Here is a 12,856-nt window from a genome sequence, read left to right as displayed (position 1 = left end):
CGCGACGAAACATCCGGCGGGCTCGCACGGCGGAAGCATTGGGACAGAGGCGGGAAAACACGGCCTGAAACGAAAGAAGCCCGGCACTGAGGCCGGGCTTCTTTCGCGTCATCCGAGGAAGGAAGGGATCAGGCTGCGAGAGCCTTGACCCGCGCCGCGAGGCGCGAAACCTTCCGGGAGGCGTTGTTCTTATGAACGATGCCGTGCTGAGCGGCCCGCATGATCTCGGGCTCGGCTGCCCGCAGGGCGGTCAGCGCAACGGACTGGTCGCCGCCGGAAATCGCCTCTTCGACCTTGCGGAGGAAGGTACGCATACGGCTGCGGCGCGAGCGGTTCACAGCGGTCCGCTTCGCGATCTTGCGGGTCATTTTCTTGGCCGACACGGTGTTGGCCATGGGGCATCCTCGTTCATGTAGGGCGATGCCGACGAGCCCGCGGGCTTGGTGTGTCGGTCTACGCGCGAAGGTTGTTCGGGCAATGGCGAAGCCGACGGGCTGCGTGAGTGCGGCCTGTCGGCGAAGCGCGCTCTATAGACACGCCCCGGCATTCCGTCAACGCGACAGGCGCGAATGTCCGTACCGCCGATGCTGCCGAACCCTCGCTCGGGCCATCGACATTCCGCACTGAATGACGCCGGTCGAACAAAACAATCGGCTGACAGCAAGTATTGTATCGGACTACGAACAGGTTATCCGCCGCCTCGACAGTCAAACGGGGCGCCCCGACACAGCCCTCTCGTTCACGACACGATCATCGGGCGATCGTCTTTTTTCGCTCGACGATAATACGACGTTTGACCGGGGCCGGGCTTCGGAGAAAGTGGCCTTCCACGATTCGCACGCGAAACGGAATAGATGACCTCCGACATCACGCTCTTTCATTCACCCAACACGCGCTCGTCTGGCGTCCGAATCCTGCTGGACGAGCTCGAGGTGCCCTATCGCCTACAAGTCCTCAATATGCGGGCGGGGGAGCATCGCCAGGCCGCCTATCTGGCGATCAATCCCCTGGGCAAGGTCCCCGCCATCCGGCACGGGGATGCGGTCATCACCGAGCAGGCCGCGATCTATCTCTATCTCGCCGACGAATTCGCCGAGAAAGGCCTCGCGCCGCCGGTCGGGGACCCGCTGCGCGGTCCCTATCTTCGCTGGATGATCCTCTACGGGTCGTGCTTCGAGCCGGCGGTGATCGACCGCGCGCTCGAAAGAGAACCGGGCCCGATGGCGATGTCGCCCTATGGCAGCTTCGACGCGGTTCTCGACAGCATCGTCGCGGGCCTGTCGAAGGGACCGTATCTTTTGGGCGAGCGATTCAGCGCCGCCGACATCCTTTGGGGTGCCGCACTCGGCTGGATGACCGCCTTCAAACTCGTCCCGGAAGAACCCGTGATTGTCGCCTACGTGGCCCGGATCAAGGATCGCCCCTCCTTCCGCAAGATCACGGCCGACGAATCCGCCCTGGCGGCCAAGCAGCAGGAAGCGGACTGATCCCTGTTCGCGACCCACCATGCCCATCGGAATCACGAGAAGGAGCCACAGACATGCGGATGATCTTCGTCAATCTGCCGGTGAAGGATCTCGAAGCCTCGAAGACCTTCTTCGGCGCCCTGGGCTTCACGTTCAATCCGGCGTTCACCGATGAGAATGCGGCCTGCATGGTGGTGTCGGACAGCATTTTTGTGATGCTGCTGACGGAAGCGCGCTTTCGTGACTTCATCACCGGCGACATCTGCGATGCATCGAAGGCCACCGAAGTGCTGACTTGTCTCTCCTGCGAATCACGTCAGGAGGTTGACGATACCCTGGCCAAGGCGCTGGCGGCCGGGGCCAAGCCTTGGAAGCCGAACATGGATTACGGCTTCATGTATGGCTGCTCGTTCCAAGATCCGGATGGCCACGTCTGGGAGCTGATGCATATGGATCCGGCAGCCATTCCGCCGCAATCCTGAGACGTGCATCCGGCCGCCGGGCTCAGCCCGGCGGTATCGCCGTGCCGGTCGAGCGCGTCATCATCGTCGAAGGAAGCGAGGAGGGGGCGAAGGCCGCAACGAGATGCATGCCGATGACGGGCGCGAAGACCAGGGTCATCATCACGAGAAGGATCAACGCAACGCTGTTGTCGCGGGAGGGCGAAGCGGCGCGCGAGCGGGCACGGCGGAAAGCAAGGGTCTGGAAGGTCATGGACTCACCTCGTTCGACCGGCCGTCAGGGCCGATCGCGGGTGAACCCGATCAAGCGATCAGGCGCTCAACACGCTGTCGGCCGAAGTCGGCGCGGTCCATCGACTACTGTCGCTGGGCATTGGGTTCGAAAGTTCCTGTGATCCACCGAGCCGAGCATATGCCGGGCAACGGCGGTTGCGCCCACATGATGCGGTGCGAAGGGTTCGTCAAGCCTTAACGTGGCATCCGCGGGATTGATCCGCATCACGATGCGAGCCGCGCGGCGAAGCGCTCCACCAGCCGTCGCCCAACCTCGTCCTTGTCGAGGGTCGGCCATGTCTCCAGACCACCATCCCGGTCGAGCAGATGGATGGTGTTGGCGGTGCCGCCCATGACACCGCCCTCGGCGGAGACATCGTTGGCGACGAGCAGATCGCAGCCCTTGCGGGCGATCTTCGCCCGGGCATGAGCGATCACCGAATCTGTTTCGGCGGCAAAGCCGACCACCAGCCTCGGGCGTCCTTCACTGCGCTGGGCGATGGTGGCGAGAATGTCCGGATTCTCCACAAGCGAGAGGGGAGGCACGGCCGCCCCGTCCTTCTTGATCTTGGACGCGTGATCCTGTGCCGGGCGCCAATCCCCCACCGCCGCGGCGAAGATGGCGAGGTCGGCGGGGAGGGCGGCCTCCACCGCCGCCAGCATCCCCCGCGCGGTCTCCACACGCACCATCGTGACGCCCTTCGGATCGGCGATGGAAACGGGACCGGAGATCAGCGTGACCTCCGCGCCCGCTTCTGCGGCAGCGGCGGCGATGGCGTGGCCCTGTCGCCCCGACGAGCGGTTGGCGAGGTAGCGCACCGGGTCGATCGGTTCATGCGTCGGGCCGGACGTCACGAGCACGCGCCGGCCCGCGAGAGGCTTCTGCGGCGAACGACCGGCCAGAAATCCAAATCCCCCGGTCGCCGCCGAGGATGCCCTCGAGATTTCACCGAGCATGGCCTCGACCGCGTCGGCGATCTCCAAGGGTTCCGCGAGGCGGCCCGGACCGAACTCAGCTTCCGCCATGGCGCCGTCATTGGGTCCGACCACCCGGACACCGTCGCTCTTCAGGGTCGCGAGATTCCGACGCGTCGCCGGATGCTGCCACATGCGGACATTCATCGCCGGAGCGATCAGGATCGGGAGGGTCGTGGCCAGGAGAACCGTGGAGGCGAGGTCCGAAGCGTCTCCGCTCGCCATCCGTGCCATCAGGTTGGCGGTGGCGGGCGCGACCACAATGGCATCCGCATCGCGTGCCAGCTTGATATGGCCGATATCGGCCTCCTCCGCCCGGTCGAACAGGTCGGTATGGGCGCGCTCTCCGGCCAGGGCGGCAGCGGCGAGGGGGGTGACGAATTCCTGTGCCCCCGCGGTGAGCAGCGGACGCACCCGCGCCCCGCGCTCGCGGAGGCGGCGGATCAGGTCCAGCGACTTGTAGGCGGCGATACCGCCGCCGATGACGAGCAGGATGCGTCGGTTCTGGAGGGGGAGGGTCATGATGAAGGGCTACTCCCGCTCTTCGTGATCGTCCACAGCGAACGGACTTGGCATGGCGGCCACGAACAGCGGTGTCCGCGCCATCCCGTTCACCCGGCCCTTACCGGAACGCCATCACCAGCGCGCCTACCGCGATGGCCCAGAGCGCCGCCGTGGACCAGAGCGCCCGGCGACGCTCCTTGCGGGCGATGCTCTCCAGAGCCTTGCGGTCGCCGGTTCCGCTCTCGTCGAGACGCACGAGAATCCGGCGCAGGCGCTGGGCGAGATCGGGCAGGTCGGTGACGACGTCGGACAATGTCAGGGCCGCACGTCCCGCACCCTCGATTCGCCCGAGGGGGCCGAGATTGCGCGCGATCCACGAGCGGACCACCGGCTCCGCCCCGGTCCACATGTCGAGCTGCGGGTCGAGGGAGCGGGAGACGCCCTCCACCACCACCATGGTCTTCTGCAGCATCACCAGTTCGGTGCGCGTGCTCATGTCGAACAGGGCGGTAATGTCGAAGAGCAGGGTCAGCACCTTGGCCATCGAGATCTCGTCGGCCCGTCGCTGGTGGATCGGCTCGCCGATGGCGCGGATGGCCTGGGCGAAATCCTCCACGGAATGGTGGGCCGGCACGTAGCCCGCCTCGAAATGCACCTGCGCCACGCGCTTGTAGTCGCGCAGGATGAAGCCGAGCAGGATCTCCGCGAGGAAGCGCCGCTCCATGATCCCGAGCCGGCCCATGATGCCGAAATCGACCGCCACCAGCGTGCCGCTCGCATCCACGAATAGGTTTCCGGGATGCATGTCGGCGTGGAAGAAGCCGTCGCGGATCGCCTGCCGTAGAAAGGACTGGATGACCGCGAGCCCGAGCGCCTTGGGGTCGTGGCCGGCGGCGACGATGGCGGCGCGATCATTGAGCCGGATGCCCTCGATCCACTCGCTCGACAGGACGTCCCGCGCGGTCAGCTCCCATTCGGGCTTCGGCACGCGGAAATCGGCATCGTCCTTGGTGTTTTGCGCCAGCTCGGACATGGCCGCGGCTTCAAGCCGGAAATCCATCTCCATCATCACGGAGCGGGCCAGGATCTCGACCACGTCGCGCGGACGCAGGCGCTCGGCCTTCGGCGACAGGGCATGGACCACGCGGGCCATGAACCGCATCACCTGAAGATCGCGCTGGAACCGCTCCCGCACGCCCGGCCGCATGATCTTCACAGCCAGCACCCGCTCGACGCCGTTCGCGTCGAGAATGTGGGCCTTGTGGACCTGGGCGATGGACGCGGCGGCCACGGGCTCGCTGAAGGACAGGAACAGTTCGCGGACCGGCTTGCCGAAGGCGGCCTCGACCACGCGGATCGCCTGCTCCTGTGGGAAAGGCGGAACCCGGTCCTGCAGCTTCTCGAGATCGAGGGCGGCGTTCATGCCGACGATGTCGGGCCGCGTCGCCAGGAACTGGCCGAACTTGACGTAGGAGGGGCCGAGCCGTGTCAGAGCGCGCTGCAGCGGCCCCGCCCCTGCGCCGAGGCCCGGCCGTTCCAGCATCCGCCCGAGCTTAAGGGCGAAGCGAAGATGCGGCGGCAGCTCGGTGGGGTCGATGAACGACAGCCCGCCTTCGCGCGCCAGCACGAAGCCGACCCCGGCACCACGGATGAGATAGACGATGGCGCCTAGCATGAGAGGCTTTCAAGGCGGATGGTCAGCTCGGAACGGCGCTTCATCCCACCCATGACCCTCATCCTGAGGTGGTGTATCGAGGTTGCGCCGATCTGAGACAATCGATCTGACGTCACGAGATCTTCCAGCCGGAATGGATCGCCACGATCCCGCCGGACAGGGGCCGGTGGGTGACGTGCTTGAACCCGGCTTCCTCGATCATGCCGGCAAATCGACCAGGGGTCGGGAATTTGCGGATGGATTCCACGAGATACCGGTAGGAATCCGCGTCGCCGGCCACGCTGGCGCCCAAGCGAGGAATTACGTGGAACGAATAGGCGTCGTAGATCCGGTCGAGGACCGGCAGGTCTACCTTGGAGAATTCGAGGCACAAGAAGCGCCCGCCGGGCTTCAGGACGCGGCGCGCCTCGGCCAGGGCAAGGTCGATCCGGGGCACGTTCCGAATGCCGAACGCGATGGTGTAGGCGTCGAACGCCTCGTTCGGCAGGGGAAGCGACTCGGCATTCGCGGTGACGAAATCGATCCGCCCGTCATAGCGGTGGCCGGCCCGCTCGGCGCCGACCCGCAGCATCGATTCGTTGATGTCGAGCACTGTGACATGGGTCTCGGGACCCCCCGCCTCCAGGCAGCGGAAAGCGATGTCGGCGGTGCCGCCGGCCACATCGAGATGGTGGAAAGGCCGGTTGCGTGGTGGCCGCAGCATCGAGATGAGATGCGACTTCCAGGCGCGGTGGAGCCCGCCCGACATCAAGTCGTTCATCAGGTCGTAGCGTTTCGCCACGGAGCGGAACACGTCGTCGACACGCCCCTGCTTCTCGTCGAGCGCAACCTGCTCGAACCCGAAATGCGTGCTGGTCTCGTCCTTCGAACGCTCGGCCGAACTCATGTCACCATCCTCTTGCGCGAGCGTCATAGCGAAAGCCGGCAAGGATCGCCATGTGCCGGGTTAGACAGGTGCATGACGATCGGTGGCGGATGCCGACCCTCGCCGTGTCGGCGCCGTCCCCCGATCCAGAGCCTCGCCCCCTCCATGCCAGAACTGCCCGAAGTCGAAACCGTCCGTCGCGGGCTTTCCCCCGCCATGGTGGGTGCACGATTCTCCCGCGTGACCCTGCGCCGGCCGAACCTGCGGTTTCCCTTCCCCGAGCGCTTCGCCCAGCGGCTCGAAGGCGCCACGGTGACCGATCTGGCGCGACGGGCGAAATACCTCACCGCCGGTCTCGACACGGGAGAGACGCTGATCCTGCATCTCGGCATGAGCGGGCGCTTCGACGTGGCCTTGCCGGACGGGAGAAACGTCTCGCCGGGAGATTTCTATCTCGAAGGGGCACTCGGCAACGCCAAGCACGACCATGTGGTGATGGCGATGTCGAACGGCGCCACCGTCACCTATAACGACGCGCGCCGCTTCGGCTTCATGGATCTCGTGCCGACCCTGGACCTCGCCGGCTGTAAGCATTTCGCCGCGATGGGGATCGAGCCGCTGAGCGAGGCCATGAGCCCGGAGAGCCTGGCGCTCCTCTTCCGCAACAAGATTACGCCGCTGAAGGCCGCTCTCCTCGATCAGCGGCTGATTGCCGGTCTCGGCAACATCTATGTCTGCGAAGCGCTTCACCGCGCCGGGCTGCATCCCGAATTGCCGGCGGGAATCCTGGCGAAAGACGATGGGCGCCCGACGACGAAAGCGCGGTTGCTCGCACGGATGATCCGCGACGTGCTCACCGAGGCCGTCGCCGCCGGCGGGTCCACCCTGCGCGACTATGCCCATACCGATGGCGGGTCGGGCTCGTTCCAGCATGCGTTCCGGGTCTACGACCGCACCGGCGAACCCTGCACGGCGAAAGGCTGCGGCGGCACCATAGCGCGGATCGTGCAATCGGGACGCTCGACGTTCTATTGTGCGACCTGCCAGCCTGCGAAGCCCGGCAAACCTGCTGTTCGCCGGGCCTGACTCGGTATTACCAGCCGCGACGCTCCTCGGGATCCGGCTTCCGTCCTTGCGGGGTCAGTCCGTCGATGACGCCCGGTAGCGCCTGGGCAAGCTGTGACAGCAGATCGTCGCGGGAGAGGCCGGTGCGGCTCTGCAGCGTGTTCACCGTGTCCGAACCGAGGGCGTCCGCGAGCCGGTTCGGCTCGACGGGCTGGTTCTGTCCATGCCCGATCCAGGAACCGATGGCGTCGCCGAGACCGCCCCGCTGGAGCCGGTCGATCAACCCGTCGAACCCACCGAGATCGTCGCCCTGCTCCTGGTCGAGGCGGCTGTAAGGCCCCGCGCCGGAGGAATGACCCTGATCGCGAGAGCCCTGGTAGCCCTGGCCGCCGCCGGGTCCGTCGAGCATCCCCGACAGGTCGCTGAAATCGCCTTCCGGCGACGATCCGCGTGATCCGCCGCCATAGCCGCCACGGTCTCGGCCCTCATTGTACGGGTCCTGGTTGAAGCCGCCCTGGTCGCCGTCGTCATAGTGCTCAGGCGGCCCGCGCCGTCCCTGCTCCATTTCCGGCTGGCCTCCCCGACTGCCGCCGAGGATGTCGCTCAACCCGCCGCCGCCCTTCTGCAGGAGCAGCATCAGCAAAGCCTGCACGATGGGTGACAGGGAGCCTCCGAGCGCGCCGCCACCTGAACCACCGCCTTGCTGGTGATCGCTGCCCCGGCCACCGCCGAGAACGTTGCCGAGCACACCGCCGATGACCTGATCGAGTAATCCCATGGTCGTTCCTCCTGAGCAGCGAGCCTTGACGGCGAATTCTATTCCCGGCGTCCGCCGGTCCCGGCGCGGTCGCGCGCGGGCAGATGATCGAGCGGGTTGGTCCGAGACGACTTGCCGTCATCCTCGGTCACAGCCGTCGTGGGGCGGATGGCGCTCGGCGGCTTCACGTCGCCGATGGGCTTCGAACCGGATGTCTCGCCGGAACGGGTTTCCGACGGCACGTCGGCGGCCGTCGGTTGGTCGCGGCGATCGGAGATTGCCTGGGCAGGCGCGGTCTGCACCAGGAAGATGCCGGCAGCGAGGAGCAGGCTCGCCCGGATGAGAGGTTCCTTGCGCATGGGATTGCTCCGTCGGTTCGAGGCACGGGGGCGCCCGGGTTCGGGCGCCGTCACATGCTTCTCCAAGCCCGAGCCTAGGCCGGGGGTTCCGACGCCGGTGCGGGTTTCAGTCGCGCTTGCGCCCGCCGCCGCCCTTGTATTTCGGCTTCTGGCCGCCGAGCCCCTGGGTCGAGCGCGCCTTCGGGCGCTCGGCCCAGAGCGGCGCTTCGCCACCCACGGGTAATTCGCGGTCGGTGCCCGGGCCCATATTGTCGAGGCTCGGCTTCGAGATACGGCTCCGCTTCGCGCCGTACTTTCCGGCATCGCGCTCCACGTCACCCTGGCGCGCCATAGGGTCGTCGGAAAGCAGAAGCTCCGTCGCCTGGAGGCGCTTCAGCTCATCGCGCAGGCGCGCCGCTTCCTCGAAATCGAGATCGGCGGCGGCCGTGCGCATGCGCTTCTCGAGATCGGCCATGACGGCCTTGAAGTTGTGGCCGATCGTGGCCGCGCTCTTGGCCAGACCCGTATCGACCTGGACGTGGTCGCCCTCGAACACGCTGCTGAGAATGTCGGAGATTCCGCGCTTCACGCTCTGCGGCGTGATGCCGTGCTCCTCGTTATAGGCGAGCTGCTTCTGGCGGCGGCGCTCGGTCTCCGCCATGGCCCGCTCCATCGAGCCGGTGATGTTGTCCGCGTAGAGAATGCAACGGGCGTCGGCATTGCGCGCGGCGCGGCCGATGGTCTGGATCAGCGAGGTCTCGGAACGCAGGAAGCCTTCCTTGTCGGCGTCGAGGATCGCCACGAGGGCGCATTCGGGGATGTCGAGGCCCTCGCGCAGCAGGTTGATGCCGATGAGCACGTCGAACGCGCCGAGTCGCAGGTCGCGGATGATCTCGATCCGTTCCAGCGTGTCGATGTCCGAGTGCATGTAGCGCACGCGGACGCTGTTCTCGTGCAAATACTCGGTCAGGTCCTCGGCCATGCGCTTGGTGAGCGTCGTCACCAGGGTTCGATAGCCGGCCTGGGCCACCTCGCGCACTTCGCCCAGCAGATCGTCGACCTGCGAGCGGGCAGGGCGGATCTCGATGACCGGATCGACGAGGCCGGTGGGGCGGATGACCTGCTCGGCGAAGACGCCGCCGGTCTGCTCCATCTCCCATTTCGCCGGGGTCGCCGAGACGTGGACCGATTGCGGTCGCATGGCGTCCCATTCCTCGAACCGGAGCGGGCGGTTGTCGAGGCAGGAGGGCAGGCGGAAACCGTATTCGGCCAGCGTCGCCTTGCGGCGAAAGTCACCCTTGTACATGCCGCCGATCTGCGGAACCGTGACGTGGCTCTCGTCGGTGAAGACGATGGCATTGTCGGGCAGGTATTCGAACAGCGTCGGCGGCGGCTCGCCGGGCTTGCGGCCGGTGAGGTAGCGCGAATAGTTCTCGATGCCGTTGCAGGCGCCCGTCGCCTCGATCATCTCGATATCGAAGGTGCAGCGCTGCTCGATCCGCTGCGCCTCGATGAGCCGGCCCATCTTGGTCAGCTCGTCGACACGCAGCTTCAGCTCGGTCTTGATGCCCTTGATCGCCTGCTGGAGCGTCGGACGCGGCGTGACGTAGTGCGAGTTGGCGTAGACCTTCACGAATTTGAGGTCATTGATCTTCTTGCCGGTGAGCGGATCGAATTCGGTGATCGACTCGATTTCGTCACCGAACAGGCCGATGCGCCAGCCGCGATCCTCCAAGTGGGCGGGCCAGAGTTCGATCACGTCGCCGCGCACCCGGAAGGTGCCGCGGGCGAAGTCGGACTGGATGCGCTTGTATTGGAGCGCCACGAGGTCGGCGACCAGTTGGCGCTGCTCGATCCGCTCGTTCAGCGACACCGTGAACGACATGGCGGTGTAGGTCTCCACCGAGCCGATACCGTAGATGCACGAGACCGAGGCGACGATGATGACGTCGTCGCGCTCGAGCAGAGCGCGGGTGGCCGAGTGGCGCATCCGGTCGATCTGCTCGTTGATCGAGGATTCCTTCTCGATGAACGTGTCGGAGCGCGGCACGTAGGCCTCGGGCTGGTAGTAATCGTAGTAGGAGACGAAATACTCCACCGCGTTGTCGGGGAAGAAGCTCTTGAACTCGCCGTAGAGCTGCGCCGCCAGGGTCTTGTTCGGCGCCAGGATCAGGGCGGGGCGCTGCGTCGCCTCGATGATCTTGGCCATGGTGAAGGTCTTGCCGGAGCCGGTGACGCCGAGCAGCACCTGATCGCGCTCGTTCTTGTTCACCCCCTCCACCAGTTCGGCGATGGCGCGCGGCTGGTCGCCCGCCGGCTCGAACTCGGATTTCAACGTGAAGGCGAGGCCGCCTTCGGATTTCTTCGGACGCTCCGGGCGATGCGGCGCCCAGGTCTTGCCGTCCCGGAACAGCGGGTTGCCCTCGGTGAGGAGGCGCGACAGCGCGTCCACCGTGGCGGATACGCCGTCGGTGGCCAGCGAACCTTCATCCTCGTTCGCCAGCGCCTCGGGTGCCGGACCGTCTTCCGGCGGCGTGATCCCCAGCGCCTGGGCGAGGCGTGGATCGACCTCGGCCGCGTCGCCGAGGGTGAACCCGGCCTGCGGCGCTTCACCGAAACCGCCGGGCGGCGATGCGGCTTTCTTGGGCCTGCCGGGCTTCTTCGGCGGAGCCGGCGGTACGGGATTCTCGACGGCGGGCAGCCGGTTACGGTTGAGCGCGGGGCTCAGCAGGGCCGCCAGGTGCTCGTCGAGCGGTTTCAACTCGGGCTTCGAAGCCTTCGCCGAGGAGACGCGGGGTTTGTTCGCAGGAGGCATGGGTGGAATATGGCCCCGCGGAACGAAAGGGGAAAGGGCGGCCCATCGCTTCGCGCCAATCAGGAGCGAGACCCATCATGACGACGACGTCGAACCCGATCCATCCGCAGGCGCGGATCGGCCATGTCCATCTCAAGGTCGCCGATCTCGACCGGGCCCTGGCCTTCTATTGCGGCGTGCTCGGCTTCTCCCTGAAGGCTCACTATGGCACCCAGGCCGCCTTCATCGCGGCGGGGGATTACCACCACCATATCGGGCTCAACACTTGGGAGAGCGAAGGCGGCAGCCCGCCGCCGCCCGGCACGACCGGCCTATTCCACCTCGCAATCCTCTATCCGACCCGCGCCTCCCTCGCCGATGCCCTGCAGCGTCTCGACGCGGCCGGCATCGCCCTCGACGGGGCCAGCGACCACGGCGTGAGCGAGGCACTGTACCTGCGCGACCCGGACATGAATGGGGTCGAACTCTACAGGGACAGGCCGGAAGCGGAATGGCCGCGCGATGCCGAGGGTGGCCTCACCATGTTCACCCGCCGCCTCGACCTCGCCGATCTCCGGGCCGCCCTGGATGAAACCTGAGGAGCACCAAAACGTTAGGTGGCAACCTTTCCGTGTGCTAACCAGTGACGAGACGATACCGCTCTCGAACGGGGGCGGCCGAGGCGGGCAAGGCGGCACCAGATCGTCGCCGCCTCGACGCCACCCGCTCGCTCGAGGCCCACGGTCTCGGGCGCAGGGCGGCGGCGGGTGGAGACGAGCCGCGCCCCCCTTTGCCCGATGCGAGCGACCCCATGAAAATCCGGACCGGCTACACGATCGGCTACGACACGTTCGGCCCGACGCCGATCACCCTGATGCTCAACGTCCACCCATCCAGGGCGGGTGATCTGCTGACACCGGAAACGATGACGATCGAGCCGCCGGTGGAGGCTCACAGCTACCTCGATCCGTTCGGCAACGTCTGCACCCGCATCCTCGCCCCCGGTGGCCGGATCACGGTGTCGGCCGATTTCACGATCGAGGATTCCGGCGAGTTGGACGAACTCGTGCCCGAGGCGAAACAGCATCCGGTGCAGGATCTCCCGGACGACGTCATGCCGTTCCTGCTCGGCAGCCGCTATTGTGAGACCGACAAGCTCTCGAACATCGCCTGGGGTCTCTTCGGCACCACACCCGAGGGTTGGGCACGGGTCCAGGCGATCCACGATTTCGTGCACCGGCACATCAAGTTCGATTACCAGCAGGCCGACGCCACCCGCACGGCTTTCGAAGCCTACACGCAAAAGATCGGCGTCTGCCGCGATTTCACGCATCTCGCCGTCGCCTTCTGCCGCTGCATGAACATCCCGGCCCGCTACTGCACCGGCTATCTCGGCGATATCGGCGTGCCCGTGGTGCCGCCGGGCGACTTCTCGGCCTGGCTCGAAGTCTATCTCGACGGGCGCTGGTTCACCTTCGACGCCCGCAACAACAAGCGCCGCATCGGCCGCATCCTCATTGCGCGAGGCCGCGACGCCACCGACGTGGCGATCTCCACGAGCTTCAGCACGGCCCTGCTCGCCAGCTTCGACGTGCATACCGACGAGATCACCGAGACCGGCGAGCTGACCCCCATTACCTGAAGCGGATCCGCGCCGGATCGACATCCGGCCTCCCGCGTTCC

The 12,856-nt window shown here is 66.4% G+C and carries 13 protein-coding genes; 5 read left to right on the top strand and 8 right to left on the bottom strand.

Annotated features, from left to right (window positions below; all coding sequences use genetic code 11):
* Positions 1 to 128: 128 nt before the first annotated feature.
* Positions 129 to 395, bottom strand: a complete 267-nt coding sequence (rpsT, locus tag IPV08_RS16390) for a 30S ribosomal protein S20 (RefSeq protein ID WP_018042629.1) — start codon at positions 393 to 395, stop codon at positions 129 to 131.
* A 459-nt stretch (positions 396 to 854) separates the two neighbouring features.
* Here rpsT and IPV08_RS16385 point away from each other — a divergent pair, with 459 nt between their 5' ends.
* Together IPV08_RS16385 and IPV08_RS16380 are read left to right on the top strand one after the other, a co-directional pair.
* On the top strand, positions 855 to 1,487 hold the full coding sequence (locus IPV08_RS16385; protein ID WP_207412639.1) for a glutathione S-transferase family protein: 633 nt from the start codon (positions 855 to 857) through the stop codon (positions 1,485 to 1,487).
* Between the two features lie 53 nt (positions 1,488 to 1,540).
* Complete coding sequence (locus IPV08_RS16380) at positions 1,541 to 1,948, top strand: VOC family protein (RefSeq protein WP_207412638.1); 408 nt, start codon at positions 1,541 to 1,543, stop codon at positions 1,946 to 1,948.
* A gap of 22 nt (positions 1,949 to 1,970) precedes the next feature.
* Here the strand turns inward: IPV08_RS16380 and IPV08_RS16375 are convergent, their stop codons facing one another.
* From IPV08_RS16375 to ubiE, 4 genes are all read right to left on the bottom strand, one after another.
* On the bottom strand, positions 1,971 to 2,180 hold the full coding sequence (locus IPV08_RS16375; protein WP_056258007.1) for a hypothetical protein: 210 nt from the start codon (positions 2,178 to 2,180) through the stop codon (positions 1,971 to 1,973).
* 245 nt (positions 2,181 to 2,425) lie between these two features.
* On the bottom strand, positions 2,426 to 3,697 hold the full coding sequence (locus IPV08_RS16370; RefSeq protein WP_207412637.1) for a phosphopantothenoylcysteine decarboxylase: 1,272 nt from the start codon (positions 3,695 to 3,697) through the stop codon (positions 2,426 to 2,428).
* 100 nt (positions 3,698 to 3,797) lie between these two features.
* Positions 3,798 to 5,354 carry a 2-polyprenylphenol 6-hydroxylase gene (gene ubiB / locus IPV08_RS16365; protein WP_207412636.1) on the bottom strand — a complete coding sequence of 519 codons (1,557 nt, stop codon included), beginning with the start codon at positions 5,352 to 5,354 and terminating at the stop codon, positions 3,798 to 3,800.
* A 112-nt stretch (positions 5,355 to 5,466) separates the two neighbouring features.
* Positions 5,467 to 6,240, bottom strand: coding sequence for a bifunctional demethylmenaquinone methyltransferase/2-methoxy-6-polyprenyl-1,4-benzoquinol methylase UbiE (ubiE, locus tag IPV08_RS16360; RefSeq protein WP_056258230.1), 774 nt, complete (start codon positions 6,238 to 6,240; stop codon positions 5,467 to 5,469).
* A gap of 144 nt (positions 6,241 to 6,384) precedes the next feature.
* Between ubiE and mutM the strand changes: the two genes are divergently transcribed.
* Positions 6,385 to 7,305 (top strand): bifunctional DNA-formamidopyrimidine glycosylase/DNA-(apurinic or apyrimidinic site) lyase, encoded by a 921-nt coding sequence (gene mutM, locus IPV08_RS16355; RefSeq protein ID WP_207412635.1) that lies wholly within the window; start codon positions 6,385 to 6,387, stop codon positions 7,303 to 7,305.
* A gap of 7 nt (positions 7,306 to 7,312) precedes the next feature.
* Here the strand turns inward: mutM and IPV08_RS16350 are convergent, their stop codons facing one another.
* From IPV08_RS16350 to uvrB, 3 genes are all read right to left on the bottom strand, one after another.
* Entirely contained in the window at positions 7,313 to 8,062 is a 750-nt protein-coding gene (locus IPV08_RS16350; RefSeq protein ID WP_207412634.1) for a YidB family protein, read from the bottom strand.
* Between the two features lie 38 nt (positions 8,063 to 8,100).
* Positions 8,101 to 8,400 (bottom strand): hypothetical protein, encoded by a 300-nt coding sequence (locus IPV08_RS16345; RefSeq protein WP_056424796.1) that lies wholly within the window; start codon positions 8,398 to 8,400, stop codon positions 8,101 to 8,103.
* 106 nt (positions 8,401 to 8,506) lie between these two features.
* On the bottom strand, positions 8,507 to 11,194 hold the full coding sequence (gene uvrB / locus IPV08_RS16340; protein WP_207412633.1) for an excinuclease ABC subunit UvrB: 2,688 nt from the start codon (positions 11,192 to 11,194) through the stop codon (positions 8,507 to 8,509).
* Positions 11,195 to 11,271: 77 nt separating this feature from the next.
* Between uvrB and IPV08_RS16335 the strand changes: the two genes are divergently transcribed.
* Both IPV08_RS16335 and IPV08_RS16330 read left to right on the top strand, forming a co-directional pair.
* Positions 11,272 to 11,772 (top strand): VOC family protein, encoded by a 501-nt coding sequence (locus tag IPV08_RS16335; RefSeq protein ID WP_207412632.1) that lies wholly within the window; start codon positions 11,272 to 11,274, stop codon positions 11,770 to 11,772.
* A gap of 212 nt (positions 11,773 to 11,984) precedes the next feature.
* On the top strand, positions 11,985 to 12,815 hold the full coding sequence (locus IPV08_RS16330) for a transglutaminase family protein (protein WP_207412631.1): 831 nt from the start codon (positions 11,985 to 11,987) through the stop codon (positions 12,813 to 12,815).
* Positions 12,816 to 12,856: the final 41 nt, after the last annotated feature.

Origin of the sequence: Methylobacterium sp. SD274 (assembly GCF_017355285.1) — a bacterium.
Taxonomy (GTDB): domain Bacteria; phylum Pseudomonadota; class Alphaproteobacteria; order Rhizobiales; family Beijerinckiaceae; genus Methylobacterium.
This window is presented reverse-complemented; position numbering and strand designations above follow the sequence as displayed.

Excerpts from the sequence above, each read along its gene's own strand:
- rpsT (WP_018042629.1), bottom strand. The coding sequence starts at position 395 with ATGGCCAACACCGTGTCGGCCAAGAAAATGACCCGCAAGATCGCGAAG.
- IPV08_RS16385 (WP_207412639.1), top strand. The coding sequence starts at position 855 with ATGACCTCCGACATCACGCTCTTTCATTCACCCAACACGCGCTCGTCT.
- IPV08_RS16380 (WP_207412638.1), top strand. The coding sequence starts at position 1,541 with ATGCGGATGATCTTCGTCAATCTGCCGGTGAAGGATCTCGAAGCCTCG.
- IPV08_RS16375 (WP_056258007.1), bottom strand. The coding sequence starts at position 2,180 with ATGACCTTCCAGACCCTTGCTTTCCGCCGTGCCCGCTCGCGCGCCGCT.
- IPV08_RS16370 (WP_207412637.1), bottom strand. The coding sequence starts at position 3,697 with ATGACCCTCCCCCTCCAGAACCGACGCATCCTGCTCGTCATCGGCGGC.
- ubiB (WP_207412636.1), bottom strand. The coding sequence starts at position 5,354 with ATGCTAGGCGCCATCGTCTATCTCATCCGTGGTGCCGGGGTCGGCTTC.
- ubiE (WP_056258230.1), bottom strand. The coding sequence starts at position 6,240 with ATGAGTTCGGCCGAGCGTTCGAAGGACGAGACCAGCACGCATTTCGGG.
- mutM (WP_207412635.1), top strand. The coding sequence starts at position 6,385 with ATGCCAGAACTGCCCGAAGTCGAAACCGTCCGTCGCGGGCTTTCCCCC.
- IPV08_RS16350 (WP_207412634.1), bottom strand. The coding sequence starts at position 8,062 with ATGGGATTACTCGATCAGGTCATCGGCGGTGTGCTCGGCAACGTTCTC.
- IPV08_RS16345 (WP_056424796.1), bottom strand. The coding sequence starts at position 8,400 with ATGCGCAAGGAACCTCTCATCCGGGCGAGCCTGCTCCTCGCTGCCGGC.
- uvrB (WP_207412633.1), bottom strand. The coding sequence starts at position 11,194 with ATGCCTCCTGCGAACAAACCCCGCGTCTCCTCGGCGAAGGCTTCGAAG.
- IPV08_RS16335 (WP_207412632.1), top strand. The coding sequence starts at position 11,272 with ATGACGACGACGTCGAACCCGATCCATCCGCAGGCGCGGATCGGCCAT.
- IPV08_RS16330 (WP_207412631.1), top strand. The coding sequence starts at position 11,985 with ATGAAAATCCGGACCGGCTACACGATCGGCTACGACACGTTCGGCCCG.